This is a genomic window from Amycolatopsis sp. NPDC114503 (genome assembly GCF_055633655.1).
The window spans coordinates 1-16,274 of the sequence record NZ_JBVKDT010000024.1; the positions used below are offsets into that span (position 1 = coordinate 1).

The 16,274-nt window shown below is 73.5% G+C and carries 19 protein-coding genes; 5 read left to right on the forward strand and 14 right to left on the reverse strand.

Going from position 1 to position 16,274, the window contains the following annotated elements; genetic code table 11:
* Positions 1-131 precede the first annotated feature (131 nt).
* Positions 132-971, forward strand: coding sequence for a hypothetical protein (locus ACZ7OI_RS47920; protein WP_470270769.1), 840 nt, complete (start codon positions 132-134; stop codon positions 969-971).
* 57 nt (positions 972-1,028) lie between these two features.
* On the opposite strand, the gene ACZ7OI_RS47925 is transcribed toward ACZ7OI_RS47920, so the two are convergent.
* Positions 1,029-1,424: a hypothetical protein gene (locus tag ACZ7OI_RS47925; RefSeq protein ID WP_470270770.1), complete on the reverse strand. Its 396-nt coding sequence runs from the start codon at positions 1,422-1,424 to the stop codon at positions 1,029-1,031.
* A gap of 122 nt (positions 1,425-1,546) precedes the next feature.
* On the opposite strand from ACZ7OI_RS47925, the gene ACZ7OI_RS47930 reads away from it, so the two are divergent.
* The gene (locus tag ACZ7OI_RS47930; protein WP_470270771.1) at positions 1,547-2,527 is read left to right on the forward strand and encodes a hypothetical protein; all 981 of its coding nucleotides are present in this window, start codon (positions 1,547-1,549) and stop codon (positions 2,525-2,527) included.
* 19 nt (positions 2,528-2,546) lie between these two features.
* On the opposite strand, the gene ACZ7OI_RS47935 is transcribed toward ACZ7OI_RS47930, so the two are convergent.
* Genes ACZ7OI_RS47935 through ACZ7OI_RS47945 form a run of 3 tightly spaced genes read right to left on the reverse strand, consistent with a single transcriptional unit; the run spans position 2,547 to position 5,735 of the window.
* Positions 2,547-3,557, reverse strand: coding sequence for an endonuclease/exonuclease/phosphatase family protein (locus tag ACZ7OI_RS47935; protein ID WP_470270772.1), 1,011 nt, complete (start codon positions 3,555-3,557; stop codon positions 2,547-2,549).
* A gap of 37 nt (positions 3,558-3,594) precedes the next feature.
* Positions 3,595-4,236 (reverse strand): hypothetical protein, encoded by a 642-nt coding sequence (locus tag ACZ7OI_RS47940; protein WP_470270773.1) that lies wholly within the window; start codon positions 4,234-4,236, stop codon positions 3,595-3,597.
* Positions 4,233-5,735 (reverse strand): hypothetical protein, encoded by a 1,503-nt coding sequence (locus ACZ7OI_RS47945; RefSeq protein WP_470270774.1) that lies wholly within the window; start codon positions 5,733-5,735, stop codon positions 4,233-4,235. The genes ACZ7OI_RS47940 and ACZ7OI_RS47945 overlap by 4 nt, the downstream gene beginning before the upstream one ends.
* Positions 5,736-6,071: 336 nt before the next feature.
* On the opposite strand from ACZ7OI_RS47945, the gene ACZ7OI_RS47950 reads away from it, so the two are divergent.
* Positions 6,072-6,392: a hypothetical protein gene (locus ACZ7OI_RS47950; protein ID WP_470270775.1), complete on the forward strand. Its 321-nt coding sequence runs from the start codon at positions 6,072-6,074 to the stop codon at positions 6,390-6,392.
* Between the two features lie 47 nt (positions 6,393-6,439).
* On the opposite strand, the gene ACZ7OI_RS47955 is transcribed toward ACZ7OI_RS47950, so the two are convergent.
* On the reverse strand, positions 6,440-7,516 hold the full coding sequence (locus ACZ7OI_RS47955) for a hypothetical protein (protein ID WP_470270776.1): 1,077 nt from the start codon (positions 7,514-7,516) through the stop codon (positions 6,440-6,442).
* Entirely contained in the window at positions 7,513-7,740 is a 228-nt protein-coding gene (locus ACZ7OI_RS47960) for a hypothetical protein (protein ID WP_470270777.1), read from the reverse strand. Before ACZ7OI_RS47960 ends, ACZ7OI_RS47955 begins: the two co-directional genes overlap by 4 nt.
* 891 nt (positions 7,741-8,631) lie before the next feature.
* On the opposite strand from ACZ7OI_RS47960, the gene ACZ7OI_RS47965 reads away from it, so the two are divergent.
* Complete coding sequence (locus ACZ7OI_RS47965; protein ID WP_470270778.1) at positions 8,632-9,129, forward strand: endonuclease domain-containing protein; 498 nt, start codon at positions 8,632-8,634, stop codon at positions 9,127-9,129.
* Between the two features lie 47 nt (positions 9,130-9,176).
* Here ACZ7OI_RS47965 and ACZ7OI_RS47970 read toward each other — a convergent pair whose 3' ends face one another.
* From ACZ7OI_RS47970 to ACZ7OI_RS47995, 6 genes are all read right to left on the reverse strand, one after another.
* Entirely contained in the window at positions 9,177-9,503 is a 327-nt protein-coding gene (locus ACZ7OI_RS47970) for a helix-turn-helix domain-containing protein (RefSeq protein WP_470270779.1), read from the reverse strand.
* Entirely contained in the window at positions 9,503-9,844 is a 342-nt protein-coding gene (locus ACZ7OI_RS47975) for a hypothetical protein (protein ID WP_470270780.1), read from the reverse strand. The genes ACZ7OI_RS47970 and ACZ7OI_RS47975 overlap by 1 nt, the downstream gene beginning before the upstream one ends.
* A gap of 277 nt (positions 9,845-10,121) precedes the next feature.
* Complete coding sequence (locus ACZ7OI_RS47980) at positions 10,122-10,556, reverse strand: hypothetical protein (RefSeq protein WP_470270781.1); 435 nt, start codon at positions 10,554-10,556, stop codon at positions 10,122-10,124.
* 133 nt (positions 10,557-10,689) lie between these two features.
* Positions 10,690-10,938 carry a hypothetical protein gene (locus ACZ7OI_RS47985; RefSeq protein ID WP_470270782.1) on the reverse strand — a complete coding sequence of 83 codons (249 nt, stop codon included), beginning with the start codon at positions 10,936-10,938 and terminating at the stop codon, positions 10,690-10,692.
* A gap of 10 nt (positions 10,939-10,948) precedes the next feature.
* On the reverse strand, positions 10,949-12,451 hold the full coding sequence (locus tag ACZ7OI_RS47990) for a relaxase/mobilization nuclease domain-containing protein (protein ID WP_470270783.1): 1,503 nt from the start codon (positions 12,449-12,451) through the stop codon (positions 10,949-10,951).
* Between the two features lie 64 nt (positions 12,452-12,515).
* Positions 12,516-12,956 carry a hypothetical protein gene (locus ACZ7OI_RS47995; RefSeq protein ID WP_470270784.1) on the reverse strand — a complete coding sequence of 147 codons (441 nt, stop codon included), beginning with the start codon at positions 12,954-12,956 and terminating at the stop codon, positions 12,516-12,518.
* A 422-nt stretch (positions 12,957-13,378) separates the two neighbouring features.
* Here ACZ7OI_RS47995 and ACZ7OI_RS48000 point away from each other — a divergent pair, with 422 nt between their 5' ends.
* Positions 13,379-13,894: a hypothetical protein gene (locus tag ACZ7OI_RS48000; protein WP_470270785.1), complete on the forward strand. Its 516-nt coding sequence runs from the start codon at positions 13,379-13,381 to the stop codon at positions 13,892-13,894.
* Positions 13,895-13,942: 48 nt separating this feature from the next.
* Here the strand turns inward: ACZ7OI_RS48000 and ACZ7OI_RS48005 are convergent, their stop codons facing one another.
* Both ACZ7OI_RS48005 and ACZ7OI_RS48010 read right to left on the reverse strand, forming a co-directional pair.
* Positions 13,943-14,515: a hypothetical protein gene (locus ACZ7OI_RS48005; RefSeq protein WP_470270786.1), complete on the reverse strand. Its 573-nt coding sequence runs from the start codon at positions 14,513-14,515 to the stop codon at positions 13,943-13,945.
* A gap of 677 nt (positions 14,516-15,192) precedes the next feature.
* On the reverse strand, positions 15,193-16,266 hold the full coding sequence (locus ACZ7OI_RS48010; RefSeq protein ID WP_470270787.1) for a DUF6744 family protein: 1,074 nt from the start codon (positions 16,264-16,266) through the stop codon (positions 15,193-15,195).
* Between the last annotated feature and the right edge of the window lie 8 nt (positions 16,267-16,274).

Consider the following 16,274-nt stretch of genomic DNA (forward strand, 5'->3'; position numbering starts at 1 on the left):
GACCCCGCACCCCCGCACCAGCACGACCGCGGCCATCCCTGACCAGGAACAAACTCTTACTTTGCGGCTCGGGTCAGCTTCGGGAGTCCCGGGCCGTGGTGGTGCGGGCGGGGGCCGGGCATTCTGTGGGCATGAGCGAGGACAGCGGCCGGGTGCGTGTCGAGGACATGGATGCGGCGGCGGCGACGGAGCGGGCGCGATGGTTGCGCGGCGACATCGACGTGCAGACCGAGCTGGCGCGGATCGCGGCGGACGACGTCCCGGACGGGGACAGGCCCTATTGGCGGCAGGTGCTGCGCCATCGCGACGAGCTGGCAGCGGTGGAAATGCGGCTGGCGCGGCTGGAGGGCCGGCGGCTGTGGTCGCAGTGGAGCGCGGCCGTGGCGTGGGCCGACGAGCTGGCGTCCTGGTTCGACCAGGACGCCCCCGACACCGCGCGCCCCGAACACGACCTCGACCCCGGCCAGGCGGCCGACGCGGTGCTGGTGCTGGCTCTGGCGATCCAGCGCGCAGCCGAGCAGCACCGGCTCGCGACCGGATTCCCGATGCGAAGGATCCACCCGAACGACCTCGCGGGCCTGCCCACCTCGGCACTCGCCGACCAGGTCGCCGCACCAGGGAAAATCGCCGCCCTGATGACCGCCGGCGCGACCCGCCGCGGACCGGCGACCCTGGGCCCAAGCTCCGCGCCGGACGAGTTCGCCAAGGCCGATTTCGAGACCGCCCAGCACCGCTACAGCGACGTCCTGGCCGGGCTCGATGCCCGCGACCTGTCCGCACCGGGCTCGCCCGCAACGGCGTGGGAGCGGCTGGTCCTGCACTGCCGCGCGGTCGCCGACTGGCACCACACCGCCCCCGGCGGCGACGGCACCCTCGCCGGACGCAAGAACGCGAGGGAACAGTCCCTCGGCAACGCTGCCGCGCTGGACGCCGCAACCCTGCTCTGGGGCGACCCCGGCCAGCAGTTCTGACCCTCGCGAATCCTGTACAAGGGCGTTGCACAACGAGAACGCCACGCTCCCCCGGCGTCACGTGCGCGGCCGGTTCAGCAGCCGACGTTGCAGGGTCTTGTCGAAGAGCATGTGCGTCATCTGCTGCTCGCCGGGCCGCGCCGGGATCACGGCGTCGGCGGGGACGAGCTGGCGGGGCAGGTCGAGCCTCAGGCGTCCGTTGCCCGAGCGCAGGGTCACCCGCACGACGGCGGACCAGCATCCGCGGGAATCGGCGACCCAGGCGAGCAGGTCGCCGCGGACGATCTGGCCGGCGGCCAGGCCGCCGGCGCGCAGCGCGATCGGCGTCTGCCGGCCCCAGCGCACCGAGGGCTCGGGCAGGACGCCGACGAGGCGCACCCACACCGGCCGCGGCGGATCCAGCGTCCGCAGGGCTTGCGGATACCCGGGATCGTCGTCGCACGCCTCGAACATACGTGCGATTCTCGCACAGAGGCGGCGTAACGGCCTCTGCTCCGGACCTGGTCAAGGGACGGTGTCGGTATCCGGACCTGCGTAGCGGGTTTCTGCTGCGCCGACGGCGGCGGGTGCGGATCATGGGGCGAGTGGGAGAGGGCGACGGTCTGTTCGAGCGAGCGGAGGCGGCGTGGGCGCGGCGGCAGGCCCGCGCGCGCCGGTGGGCGGTGCTGGCGCGGGTGATCGCCGCTCCCGTGATGGGTGTGACGGCGCTGGTCGGCGTCCTCGCGTGGTGGCTGTCGGGGTGGGACGCGTGGCCGCTGGCCGGCGCGGCCGGGACGCTGGTCGTGCTGGCGCTGCTGCGGGTTCCGGGCCGTGTCGGGCCTGTCTGGACGGCGGCGCTCGCCGTCGCCGTCGCGGACGCGTGGTGGCTGACGCTGGTCACTCCGTGGTGGTGGGCCGTGCTGGCCGGGGCTGTTCTGGTCGGCGCTGCCGCCGCGGCGGCGATCGCCACCCGGCTGCGGACCCGACGTCGCCACGTCCTCGCTGCTCTGGCGGTCGGGGTCGTGCTGCTCGCCGGCGGGATCGTCGGCCTGGCCGTCACCGCCGCGGCCGACCGGGCCGAGGCCCAGCGCGCGCTGCACGCCGCGCACGACCAGGCCGTTCCGCGGATCCGGCCGCACGGCGCGGGCGCGATGGTGCTCGCCCTGACCGAGCAGCTCGCCTACATTTCCCTTGCCCGGCACGGCAATCCGGCCCACGCCCCGATCCCCCGCGAGCAGGACGCGATCGCCGCGTTCTGCTTCAACTTCTCCGACGCCGCCGCGCGCCAGCTCGCCGCCGCGCTGCGCGCGCCCGACTGCGCGGCCGCCGCCGAAACCCTCGCCCGGCGGGTCACCGGCCTCGACTACACCAACAACGTCAGCCTGCCCGGCTCGGCCGCCGTCCCCGGCCCGGACGGGCTTCGCGTCGACGCCTGCCGCCTCGACTTCGGCTCGGTTCTCGGCGACGGCGCAACGGCCGGCCCGCCCGGGCCGCAGCTCGGCCGGCTCGTCCTGCGGCAGCAGGCCGGCGAGGGCCACCTCGTCGTGTCCTACGCGCCGTGCGGCGAGCCGCGCTGAGGCCTGCCCGCGTCACCGGCTAGGAATCGCCGGAATCCGCGGCCCCGCGGGCGATGAGCTGCGGGTCGTAGACCGCCGCGACGGGCAGGTGGTCAGACGCGTCGCGCGCGCCGGCGACGACGTAGTAGCCGGTCAGCGAGGCCTCCAGGTCGCGGGTGGCCCGGACGGCGTCGATCCGCCGCGGCGGGTAGGGATCGCCGGGCCAGTGCCCGGTGGTGGCGGTCCACGGTTCGGCGTCCAGTTCCGCGGCGACGTCGCACAGTCCCCCGCTGTAGAGGATCTCGCCCGCCCCGCGGTCGGCTTTCCACGACTTGATCACCCCGACGGTGCGGCCGCGCGATTCCAGCGCGTTCTCCGGACGCCGCCAGCGCACCTGGTACACCAGGTCGTCGAACCACTCGACGCGCGCGTACGGATCCCCGTCGTAGTACGTCCAGGAGTCGGGCACGCTGTCGTCGTCGCTGTCCAAGCCCGGACACAGCACCCGGTCGGCCGACACGGCGTTCCAGTCGCCGCCGACCAGCCCCGGGCCGCCGGGGCGGGTCATCACCGCCAGGACGAGCTCGGCCTCGTCCTGGCGACGGTGCCTGCCGAACGGCGGAGCGTGGTAGGAGGCGTGCGCGACCGGCCGGCCCGCACCGACGTCGAAGCTGAGCTTCGCGATGCTGTGCCAGACGTTCGCGCCGGAGTAGGCGCCCCAGCCGCCGGCCGGGACCACGGTGTCCGTCCACAGCAGACCGGTGTGGAACCGGTGGTTGCCGACGGCCACCGCGGGCCGGTCCGGCGCGTGCCGGCACTCCAGGCCGGTCGCCTCGGCCAGCTCCTGCAGCCGGTGCCCGGCCAGCCGCTCCTTGTCCTCGCCGTCGGCGATCAGCTCCTGCACCGCCAGCACGAGCGCGTCGCCCGCGGCCCGCGCGGCGTCGCGCTCGCCGCGGATCACCTGGTGCACCCGCTCGATCCGGGCCGGGTCCTCGCCCGGTTTCCCGTAGTCGAGCAGGTTCCAGCTGACGAACCGGACCATCCCCGTCATCCCCGCGTCCTCCCCTGTTCCGCCCACCGGTCGCCGTTCACCGGCTCTCCCAGAAATCCTCGTCGATCACGACCGGTCCCAGCTCGGCATCCCAGGCCTGGAAACAGGTCCAGCACGTGCGCAAACGGGCGCTGTCGCCGTAGGCGGGTTCCGGCGGACAAGCGCGCAGGTCCGCCAGCGCCGCCTCCGCCGACTGCCGTTCCCGCCACACCGGGAACGGCAGCCCGGCATCCGGCCACGGCCGCAGGTCCGGCGGGAGCTGCGCGGTCAGCAGCACGCACGGCGGGCCGCCGGGCCGGTCGAAAACCCAGCCGCCCGACAACGCCCCCACCGGCTCGGTGATCAGCTGCGCGCGGCTGATCACCGCCGCGTCGATGTCGAAAACGAATGACTCCAGCACGCGCCGGCGCGGCCCGGCCGCCCGGTCCCGGGCCTCTGCCGCCGGCCGCCGCCAGCCGTGCAACCGGTGCAGCTCGTCGGCCAGCGCCTCCGGCGGCCGCGGCCGGAAGCGGTGCTCCTGGCTGGCGACCAGGGCCGCAGCAGCCGCGGGATCGAAGTCGCCGCCGCCCGACGCGGCGATGTCCCCGGCCGCCAGCCCGGCGACCGTCTGCGCCGCGACAGGGTCGGCCGCCGCCGACGTCGCGGCCAGGGCAAGCAGCTCGGTGTCGTCCACGGTCACGCCCCGTCCGAAGGCGCGGCCATCCGGGCGGCGACCCGGGCACGGTCGGCCGCCGACGGCAGGGCCGGGCCGGTCAGGAGGGCGGATTCGTCCGGCCAGTGCACGCCGCCGGGGTGGGGCCGCAGGTGTGCGTGCGCGAGCCGCCACAGCTGGTGCGCGGCCGAGGCCGGCAGCAGCGCGCGCACCCCGGGCCGCGCCGCCTCGGGCGGCGCGACCGGCACCGCGATCCCCCGCCACACCAGCCAGTCGCACCAGGCCTGCGCGACCGGGACCGGGAAGACCGTGATCTCCCGCCATCCCCCGTCGACGTCGTCGGCCAGCCCGTCCGGCGCGTCCCCGCCCGGCCACCCCAGCCACTCGTCCAGCTCCGTGCGGTGCGTCAGGTCGGTCGCCGCGTCGACCGGGACGCCCGCGGGCTGCCGCACCGGGAGGTCGTCGCGGTCGACGAACACGCCGGCCTCGCGCTGGGCGCTGAACGCGCGGTAATGGCGCGCGCCGAGGAACTCGTCCCGCCACGCGTGCCCCTGTTCGCAGCGCAGGCCCCCGTCCTCGGTCATCGCCAGCGGCCGGGTCCGCCCGCACTCCGGGCAGGCCACCGTCCGCTCGCCGACCGTGATGTCGTCCAGAAACCGCCAGGCCTCCCGGCCGGTCATCTCCCCCTCCGCCGACCCCGAGGACTCCGCACGCTCGTGCGGCGACTCCGCAGGCGGGCGGTGCTCGCCGCGGCGGCCGCGGCCCGGCGCCGGCACGGCCGGGGCGCGGTAGTCCGGGTCGTACCGGGCGAGAGTGTCCTCGGCCAGCACCCGCACCGCCGCCCGCGGGTCGGGCACGCACGCCCGGTCCTGGAACACCGCGGCCGCGAACGCGACCGCCAGATGCAAGCCCTCGAACGGCTCGGCCTCCGCGCCGGTGATCAGCCGCGGCGCGTCCCTCTCGACATTCCCGGCCTGGCCCAGCGCGTTGCGGCCGGTCACCCGCTCCATCCCGGAACGGGCCAGCTCGCGTCGTTCCGGGGGCATGAGCGCATCCAGCACCGCCTCCGCCCGATCCCGGAGGTCGGCCAGATCCGGGTTGCGGCCGGCATCGCGGGCCCAGCCCTGCAACACCCGCACGATCGCCCCGACCGCGACCGGCGCGTCCGACGGCCGCATGTGCAAGAACTCCTCGGCCACCTCCGGAGACCAGTCCGCGCCCGACACCTGCACCCGCGCGACCTTCGCCGCCATCTCCCGCCGCCGCGCGTAATCCGCGTCCGACTCGTCCGCGCCCTGCTCCGCCGTCAGGTGCACCGGCATGTCCAGGCCGCGCTCCGCGTCCGTCACCGACGCCAGGACATGCAGCAGAAGCAGCTGCCCCGCCGCCTCCGCCGACTGCATCCGCGCCGACCACTCCGGCGACTCGACAGGCGGGAACGGCTCGTCCGGCGCCATGTAGTCCGCCAACCCGCCACGCCCGCGACCGTCGTCCGGGTTCTCCCTGTCCTGCTCCCCCGTGCCCATGCGCACACCGTAGCGGCACGAACACCGCCGGACCGGGCCCGACCGCGACACCGCCCGCGCGTCGCTGGTCGAGGCTTGCTCGCCGTTCGTCGAGCACTCCGTGTCCGCCGGACCGATTCCCGTTCCCCCTTCAACGCGCGATGACGGCCGGTTGCCGCGCGACGGGTTCTCGTGCGTTCCAGGGCGCTCATAGGCTCGAATGCGGTTGTCATCCACGCGTGCGGAGGGCGGCCTCCTCGGCCAGGAGGAGGCCGCCGCTGTGTTCGCCTGCCTGGGTGACACGTGTTTTCAACCGTGAACATCCACAACCGAATCAACCCGACAGGACCAACAGAAATGACTGTAGGCAGGGGCGCGACCCCGTTTCCACCGCGCGACGACCGGCGGACGCCTGAGCACGACGACAAGCACAAGTCTTTGGCCCCGCCGAAACATGACGAGAACGACGAACGGTCGACGACGCCCCGCGACCTGATCGGCCTGACCGGTCGGATCCTCGGCAGCTGGGGTCACACCACGCGGACGCTCGTGCTCACGGGCGCGCTGACGACCGTGACCTTCGCGGGCCTGTGCCTGGCCCCCGTCGACATCACCGTCGGACCCGTGCACGTACGAGGACGAGCGCACCCTGAAACCACCGCCGCGCCGACCCGCTGACGCGAAACCGCGCTGCCCGGCACCAACTTGGTGCCGGGCAGCGCGGTTCAGCCCGACGCGGTCAGGGCGGGCAGCGCGGCGACACGGTCAGCGTGGAGTTCGGCGAGCACGCGCTCGCGCACCTCCTTCAGAGCCTCGAACCGGACGCGGTCCTCGGAATCGTCGAGGTCGAGACCGGCCTCCTGCTCGTCGAACACGGCCAGCGCACGAGCGACCGGACCCGAGAGCAACGCGTCGCTGTGCCGCGCCGCCAGCAGCATCCGATAGGTCGCGACGTGCTCGACAGCGATCGCTCGGCTCACGCCGCGGCCGCCGCCGACGATGTTGCCCGCCAGCAATTCCACGATCGTCCGCAGCACGACTTCGCTCAGCTGCGCGGGGAGCTTGCCGCCGCGCAGCCACCCCGCCAGCGTCGAGTGCCCCGGCGACCCCGGCACCGCCTGCGCCAGCTGCGCGTGGAGCGTGCGGCTGCTCAGCGTCGACTCGTCGAGCAGGAACCGCAGATGCGCCAGGAAAGCGGGTTCGCTGTCGATGAACCGCAGCGGCGCGATCATCACGTCCTGCTCGCGCGCCGAGCCGCCGACCCACCGCGGCACGGCGACCGGCGCCGCCCGCGATCCCGTCACCGCCGCGACCGCCTGGAGCGCACGGTTGTAGCGCGACCAGATCTGCCGCACCGTGACCTGCGGCGGGTCGACCGCCGCCAGGACCCCGCGGTAGATCTTCTTGTCCAGCAGCGTGGTCTCGTCCGGATCCCACGCCTTGCTCGCCGCGGGCGGGAGCCCGGCCTTGATCATCTTCCACTGGTGTTCTTCCGGGCGCAGCGCCGCCAGGGCACGGTGCAGTTCCCGGGTGCGGTCCCGCGCCTCCCGGCTCCGGGTCGCCGCGACAAGCTGCTCGCGTTCGTCCGGGCCGGTCCCGCCGCCGGCCTCCGGCGCCGTCCCGAGCACCGTCACGCGCTGCCCCGGCTCCGCGATCCACTGCCGCAACTGCCGGCGCACCCTGAACTGCCGGCGCACCCTGGCCGAAGCCGGTTCGACCGGACCGTCGGTGTTGAGAACCTGCCGGGCCACTTCCAGCACCGCGACCAGCGTCTGGCCCGCCTCGGCGGGCTCGCGGCTCACGCGGCCGCGCCCGGAAGCACGCGCCGCCGCAACCGGGGGACCGGCACACCGCGCACCAGCGCCAGCAGGACCACCACGAACCCGACAGCCGCCCAAACACCGGCGCCGAGCTGCGCGAACACGATCACCGCGGCGACCGCGAGCGCGAAGGTCACGGCCTCCAGCACGCCGATCGCCCCGCACGACCGCCGCGGGACCGCGACGGGAAACATGAACGAATACATGGATCGAACTCCTATTTTTTTTCTTTGGCGACTGGGTCGTCCTTTCCGGAGGGACCGGGCATTGGCGTGCCCGGAGGTCCCGGAAAGGCCCCTTTCGTAATTAGCACAGCACCGCGTGTGCCCTCCCGCAAGCGACCCTGTGAGGTGAAGGCGTTCGGGTTTGTCCAGCTCCGCGTTTCCGCTGGTCGGAACCCCCGCGCCATACGCCAAGTGTCGAGTGACGCGCGTCACAACCGCCTCACCCCGCAGTCTGCGGGGTGACCTGCCACCCACCTGCGCCGACGCAGCCCAGGACACGGCCAGGACGCTGTGCGAAAGTGTGCAGACAGCTTTTAACTCGCGATGTTTACCCCCAGAACGGGGGGATAGTTCCAGCGAAGCACTGTTAGTTGTCTGGTAGTCGTCATAGAAGTACGCACAGAAGTCAGGCGAGCACGAAGCATGGCTTCTGACGTCGGGGCCGACATGACAACGACGACGAGACTGTGCGAACGTAGGTTTCTCGGATCGCTCCTCTCTTGGCGACTGGGTCGATTACGGGAAGGCCGGATGCGGCGCCGGGCACAAACCCTGTTGGCGCAGGGCTGGCTCCGCTTCCGGCCGTTTTTGCGTCTGCCGCCGTTCCAGCGGGCCCCGCCGGTTCCGCGGGTCCTCACTTCCCGGCGCTGTCTGAGATCTCCTTCTCGAAGCCTAACGGCTGGTGCCTCTCGGGAGTACGGATGGCCAGGTCAGCCACGTTCTGCCCCCATGCTCCCCCTGGTTTGCGGGACCCCGGGATGCCGCTCGCTGAATCGTACGGCGCGACCATGACAAGACAGGACTTTCCGCATCACGCGACCCGCGCGCACCCCACCGGGAAGCAAGGCGTGCGAACAATTTCCCGATCCGAAGGTGGCTCCGGCTCCGCCCAGAGACGCCGATCCGGAGCTCGCCGACCGCCTGATCCGGATCGCGGCCACCGGCCGGTGCCAGGTGCCCGGCCCCGAACCCGGGATGACGCACCCGTCGCTGGCTCCGGACCCGACCGGGACCACGCCGGTCGCGCGGATCCGGACGCGGCTGGTCGCGGCGTTCGGACCGCTGTGCGCGGCCTGCGGGAACCTGTTCGGGGACCGGGTCGACCACGACCACGGCAGCGGCCTGGTCCGCGGCCTGCTGTGCCGGTGGTGCAACACCGTGGTGGACCGGTGCCCGCACCCGGACGACTGCCCCTTCGCCGACTACCTGAACAGCCCGCCCGCGCTCGGGATGCGGATCCGCTACCCCAACCGCGGCCGGCCCGCGCCGGTCCCGCCCGACGAGGCAGTCCTCCGCGACCGCCACGAACGCCTCGCCCGGCTCGGCAAGGACGCCCCGTGGGCGATCCTCGGGTGGACGATCAAGCCCTGACCGCATCGTCCGCCGGTCCGCGGCCCCCGGCTCAGTTCTGCGGAGGGCTAGCCGCGGCGGCCGGTTGTGCCGCGGGCGCGCGTTCCGCGCTTGGCCGGTGCCCGCCGCACGGGCGGTTCCTTCTCGGGTTTCGGCGGCACGGGCGGAGGCTCGAGCCCGGCGACCAGGTCGCCGGGGTCGACCTGCAAGCCCTGCGCGAACTTCAGCAGGTTGTGCAGGTTCACGTTGCGCAGGCCGCGCTCGACCTGGCTGACGAACGTCCAGTGCACGCCGGCGAGCTTGGCCAGCTGCTCCTGGCTGATGCCCAGTTCGTCGCGGAATTCCCGGACCCGCTCGCCGAAGATCCGGGTCGCCTCGGAGGTCGGCGTCGCCATCAGCGGGCCCCGCCGCGGGCGCGGTACTCGGCGAGCGCCCCGGCCACCAGGTTCCGCAAGGGCGTCAGCTGGTCGATGGCGACGGCCTGTTTCCCGGCCGTGTCCGCCGAGCCGAACACGCGCTGCCGATGCTCGTGCACCGTCGCGGAGTCCAACGCCGGCGGGACCGCACCGGCCCGCTGCTCGGCCACGCGCCGACGTCTGCTCAGCTCCGCCAGTTCGGCGTCGAGCTCGCTCAGGATCTCCCGTGCGGCCGCCGGCGACATCCGCCCGACCGGGCCGGACACGTCGGCCGGGTCGTCCTCGTCGAGCACGACCAGCTCCAGCCCCTCGATCTTCACCGCCTGAGTATCCAACCCGGCCGGGCTTCTCCTGCCCGATCCCCCGACTTCCGACGTCCGGGACTTTCGTCATCACGAAACAACGCCCGGCTCCGGACAGAATGCAATAGGTGCTGTGCGGTTGCGGAGCGGCGGGTCCGGTCGCGCGCGGCAGGGAACGACCGGCGCTGGCGGCGCCGGGTGGGCTTGACCGGCGCACCGGGCGATCGGCGGCTGCGGGACGAGACGAGGGTGGCCGGCCAAGGCCTCCCGTGCACAGCCGGGAACTGCGGGACGGTCACCGGCGACGACGGCGCTCGCGCTGTTCAGCCAGCTCGGTCGCGAGCAGGTTCAGCGCCGCGACCGTGAGGTCCCAGCCGCCGGCCAGGCCGTGGACGGCAAGGTGGGCCTGCACGAGCGCGTCGGCGAACTCGGGTTCTCCGTTGAGGTGACGGGCGGTAGCGCGGATCACGACCTGGACCGGCAGCGGTATCCCCGGCTCGTCGAAGTCCGGCGCCCAATAGCCGCTGTCGTCAGGGCCGGCCGGATCGTCGCGCTGCATCGCCGCGGCCAGGAGCCGGGGCAGTGCCCGCGGCGCTTCGCGCAGCTTGCGCTCGCCCGCCGCGCTCGGGGCGCGGCCGAACCACGCCTCCAGCTGTTCGCTCGCGCGATCCCGGTCGTCGACGGCGGCGGACGCGATCCGCAGCAGTGCCTGATCGACGTCGTCGCTCATCCCCCGATCCTCGCAGCGTCGGCCCGAGCCGGACACTGCGAGGATCGTCCCGCAGCCGTAGGCGACGTTATACAACACCCCGCCAGGCCACGAGACCGAGCTGGCACGGGGCGGGCGCGGAGGTTTGAGACGGTCAGGCGCGGAATTCGCCCTCGGAGATGCGCCCGGCGAGGTGGTCGATGTCCGGGGTGCGGCGCCATTCCAGCTCGCCAGGGCCGCCGCACGCGGGGCAGGGCCCGTCGCACGAGAACGTCCGGCGCACCTCCGTGTCCGGCTGGCAGCCGAGGCACACGCCGACGCCGGTCCAGACCCCACCGTCCTTGACCGCCAGCCGCACCGTCAGCGTGCGGCTGCGTTCCCGGTCGTCCTGCGGATTCGCCATGGCCTGCACGTTAGCGCCTCCGACGCCCAGGGACCCCGGGTGAAACCGGCGCGCCGCGCGACCCGCGCGCCGGCGGCTTCCGCGCGAGGCGTTCTCCTCGAGGACGGCTCACCGCCGCCGGTCCGGCGTTTGCGGGTTGGTCCCGCTGCTGGTCAGCGAGCCGGTCCCGGTGTTCGGCCAAGGCCTCGCACGCGCGGCCGGCGGCTGCGGCGGCCGCGGGCTGGTCGCGCTGGGCCCGCCAAGCCGCCAGTTCGGCGATCAGGGCGGTCAGGGCCAGCAGCAGCGCGAGCACGGCGGCGGTGCTGGTGCTGCGGCCGGTGCGCACCCGGGCCAGCCGCCAGGACGCGGTCCGCAGCCCGGCGGCCTGGCGGCTCCAGGCGGCTGGCTGGCCGTGGCCGGGGTGGCGGGCGGCGCGCTCGAAGTCCGCCGCCGCGGTCTCCAGTCGCGCCCGGTCGGCCGGGTCGGCGACGTGGGCCAGGACCAGCAGCAGGTCCCCGGTGGCGTGCGCGATCCCGGCCGGGTCCGCGGCCAGCCCGGCGCGGGCCTGCTCGGCGGCCTCGGCCGCGGCGGTCCAGGCCGCGCCGCGGCGTTCGTCCATGCGGCTGGCCGGGATTGGCGGTGCCGGGGCGCTGGCCCAGCGTTCGGCCAGCCGGGGCGCGGACAGGTCCGCGGCCAGCGTCCGCCCGCCGAACCACACCTGCTCCATCTCCTGGTCCTTGTCGCCGCGCACGGCCACCGCGTAGCCGGCCAACTGCCCGCCGGGCGTGCGCCGGACCCGGACGTTCACCCCGGGACAGTCCTCCAGCTCCTGCAGGAACTCCTCCTCGCCGGCGGTGCGGGCGGCGATCGAGCGGACGATGCGGCGCAGCTGCTCGCGGCTCGGTTCACGTCGCTGCCGGGCCGCTTTCTCGCGTTCGCCGCGCTCCGGAGCGGACGGAGCGGTGCCGTCCGCCGGGCTGGTCGCGCGCAGCCCGTAGCGCCGCTCGGCGGCCAGGCACGCCTCGCGCACCCGCCGGTAGTCCCAGCGCGGATGCACCCGGCGCAGCGTGTCCTGGCGGACCAGGACCGCGGCGACGTGCACGTGATCGGGCGCGTGGCGGACCGCGACCCACCGGCACCCGCCCGGGTCGCCGCGCGGCGCGATCCCGGTCCGGTCCAGCACGTCGGCCACCACCTCGGCCCACTCCTCGTCCGACAGCTCGCGATCTTCGGGCGCGGCGCGCAGCGAGCAGTGCCACACCGGACCCGGCGGCGGGGCCTGGCCCTCCCGCGCCTCCGGCGGCCGCGACGGGACGCCCGCGGCCGCGGCCGCGGCGGTGAGCACGGCCGCCAGGCCGCCGACGTCGAACCGGCCCGACGCGACCTCCGGCGGCTGGTGCAGCCGCTCGCAGCCGTCCCACACCGCCACCACGTGCGGATCGCGGTGCTCGTGATGACGGCCCGGACCGAACAGATACGCCAGCAGGCCGCGCGCCCGCCAGCCGCGGACGACCCGCCCGATCACCGGTCCCACCGGCTCTTCGCGCGAATCAAGATCAACAACTGTGCTAGGGTATCGTCACGAATCCGGACGCCGATCACAGCCGGTCCCGCGCTTTCGCGGTCAGCGCGTCCAGCTCCGCCAGACTCGTCTCGGCCGCGGTCAGCACCGCGTGCACCCGTGCCCCGAGCCGCGCCAGCACGGCCCCGGGCACGACTCCTCCGGAATTGGCCGCGCGGGCCAGCTGGTTGAGCAGCCGGCCGGCCGCGGCGACGTCCCCGCGCAGCCCGGCGACCACAGCCCGGTGCTCCAGCAGCTGCGCCATGACCGCCCGCCAGTCCGCCGGCACGACGTCGAACTCCGCGGCCAGGTACCGGTGGACGATCTCGCCGGCGTACGCGCCGTCCGCCAGCTCCGCCCGCGCGGCCGCCACGGCCAGCAGCATCCGGTCGCCGCTCGTGAGCCGGATCTCCAGCGCGTGCGGATAGCCGCCGGGAACCCGCGGCCGCCGGCCGTAGTGACGCATGTTGTCGGGCATCTGCCCGCCCCCCTTGATCGAGTCGAGCCCGGCCGCGGTCTCGCAGCGGAGAGGCAGGGGCGGCTCCGTCTCGCCGCGCTGGCGGCCGGGCGACGTCCGGCCCCGGGGGGGGGAAGGACCGTGCGTCGCGTGCTCTCGATCATGCCAGCGGCCGCGCGGCCCGAGCGCTAACCAGGGGTTGTCCCTACATCTCGCTGGCCCGCCGCAGCCTCCCGCGCGTTGCTTCCGCGCCCGCCTCCTCGGCACCCGAAACGCGCGGGCAGCCGGACGTCGTCTTCCGCCCGCAACCGGGGCACCTCGACCCTGCCGCCGCCCGTCGCGCCGACGACCCGCACGCCGCACAGCACCTTTTGCATGTGCCATGGACCGGTTTCATTGTGACGTAACGTGGCCCGCGGACGCGCGCGAAAGGAGGCTGCGGAATGGCCGGGAACGGACAGCGCGGCGACCGTGTGCGCGAGTGCGCGGTGAGCATCGAATGCGCGCACTGCGGCGACCCGGTCGCCTACTCCGGAACCGGCCGGCGGCCGCGGTACTGCTCGCCGACCTGCCGCAGCCGCGCCTACGAACTGCGCCAGGCCGCGGCACGGCTGGACCGCGGCGAGGTGATGCCGACCGTCGTGCGCGAGGTCGTCGAGCGCGTCGTCGAACGCGACCGACCCGTACCGAGCGTCGCCGCGCGCACCGCGGAAGACTGGATGCCGCTGCTGGAAACGCTGGCACGGCAGGCCCGCGAGCAACCGCTGTCGCTGGTGCGCAGCGCGGACGAGCTGGCCGACCTGGTCGACGCGGTCTCCAGGCTCTACGCCGCGCTGGCCGGACGACACCCGCAGCAGCCGGGCGCCACGCGCGGCCCGGAGCGGCCCCTGCAGAACCTCGTGCCGCTGAGCCGCCAACAACGCCGCGCACGGGAACGCCAGCAGCGAAAAAACCGCTGAGGACGTATCGGGGAAACAACACGATTTCCGGGTGGCGACGCTCTCGTGCTACTCGATGCCGGTCCGCTGCTTCAGCGCGCTGAGCTTGGTGCCGTACATCCAGAACAGGCAGACGAACACCTGCAGCTGACCGCCCATGGCGACCGCGTCCAGCTCCGCGAAGACGTCTTCGGCCTCGAGGTCGCCGGAGGCGGCGGTGCGCCGGTTGAAGATCGACTTCGCCAGATTGTGGTCACGGTCGGAGACCTGCAACGGGAAGATCTTGCGCAAGTCGTAGCCCTCCGGCAGCGGGCTGGCGACCAGCTCGGCCGGATACCGCGCGGACATGATCCGCAGCGCGGTGTTCGCCACGTGCACCGCCAGCAGCGCCCCCATCTGCAAACCCTGGATCACGCTGGCCAGGTCGTCGACGGAAGCGACGTCCTCCTCGATGCTGACTGGGGTGTTGATGTCGAGGTCCAGCCGTTCCATCGCCTCGGTGATGTTCTCCAGCACCTGGCTGGGGTCGATCAGCACGCGACCGCCGTCGGACGCACTGGCGCGGGGGTGGTACCGGTCCATCAGCTCCCGCACCGCGTCGCCGGGGTCGAATTCGCCGGGATTTCCGCTGGACGCGTTCACGCCGCACCTCGCTTCGGGTCGCGATCGGTGCGCCCAGTGTGCCGGGCCAGGGACCTCCCGGCCTGGCCTGACACGCACCGGAATGCCCTGGACGACCGGATGGGATCAGCGCGGCAGTCCCACGCCCAGCTTGCCCAGCGCGGCCGCCGTCGCGGTGGCGAGTTCTTCGCGCGTCTTTGGCTTCCTGGAGGCGGCGGTCGAGCAGCTCCTGGGTGCGGTCGGGGTGGCCCCAGGCACCGATGGCATAGGTCGCTTTCACCGCGGCGTCGATCCGCTCGCGCAGCTGCGGCGCGAGGATCACCAACGCCTCGTGCGGTCCTGTGACCGTCGCCCGGGTCGCCTCCATGGCGGTGCTCGTGGCGGAGATCTCGTCCTCGTCGCCCCGCAGTCTGGCCGCTTCGAGGTCCCACATTTTCGCGCGGTGGTTGGACAGGGCGACCATCAGCTCGCGGTAGGTCTGCACCACGGTCACCTGCCACTCGTGCACCCGGCCGGCGCGGTCCGACCGGTTTTTGATCATCCCGCCGACGATCGTGCCGCCGAACGCGCCCGTCAGGGTCGCCACGACCGTGATCACGGTCTGCCAGATCTGCATCTGCCTCTCCCCTCTCGATCGCCGCGGCCAGAAGCCCGGCCCGGCATGCCCCGGCCGCGCTGCGGCAGGGAGGCGGTGGACGTCATTCGGTGGACAGGTTGTCCGGGTCGACGGACACGAGCAGACTCGCGATCTGGGCGTTGATCAGTCCCAGCCGGGCGGTGGTGTCGCCGATCTCGGCGTCGAGGTTGTCCTGGTATTCGCGGGCTTCGCGTTCGACCTCGAGGTAGCGCTTGTGCAGCTTCGCCACGCGGTAAGGGGCTGCGCCGGCGGTCTTCTCCCGGACGATGTCGCGCGAGAGCGAGTCGAGGTCGGCACCGACTTTGGCGTCGAACGCGTCGGCGACCAGCTCGCGCTGCTCGCTGGTGTCGGGCAGCGGGATCCGGGCGATCGAGGCCCCGCACCGTTCGGCGAGTTCGCGCAGGGCCCCGAGGCGTTCGGCGTGCTTGGTCGGCACGAAGTAGGCGCCGTTCTGGATGCGGATGGCGCCGCAGCGGGTTTCGAGGTAGTCGCGCAGGCATTTCGCGATCCGGGCGGCGGGGATGTGGGCCCGGCCGTGGTCGTAGTCGGCCTGGATCTGGGCGATCAGGTCGCCGATCGTGGCGCGTTCCTCGGCCGCGAGCGCGTCAATTTCCTCGTCGACGGTGGTCAGCGTCATGTCCCCGGAGCCTTCGGGCAGGTCCGGCGCGATCTCGCGGACGAACTCGGCCTCGGCGAGCCGGACTTCGTAGGACAGGGCGACGTCGGCGTGGTCGGCGAGTTCGCGCACGAGGTGCCGCACGATCCGTGTTTCGTCGCGCAGCACGTGCCGCACCATCAGCGTCACGGTCTGGCCGGTGGCGTCGAACTTCTGTTTCTTGTGCCCGCCCGGGCCGGATCCGCCCAGCGGGTATTTGGTCTTGGCGCGGCCGGTGGCGCGTTCGTAGGCGTCGACCGGGCGCGGCGGGTTCGGCAGGAACCCCGGTTCCAGCGCCAGCTCGGTGAACCAGCCCTTGAGCTCGCTGTGGGTGACCGGTTCGACGGTGCCGACCGACAGGAGCACGACCTGCCCGAGCAGGTTCTCCGCGGACCCGTGTTCGGCCAGGTAGCTGTTGAACGCACGGTTGCGGGTCTGCACGTCCGGCGGCTGCGGGGCGGGTTTCTGGGCGGAGGTCATGGCGGTCG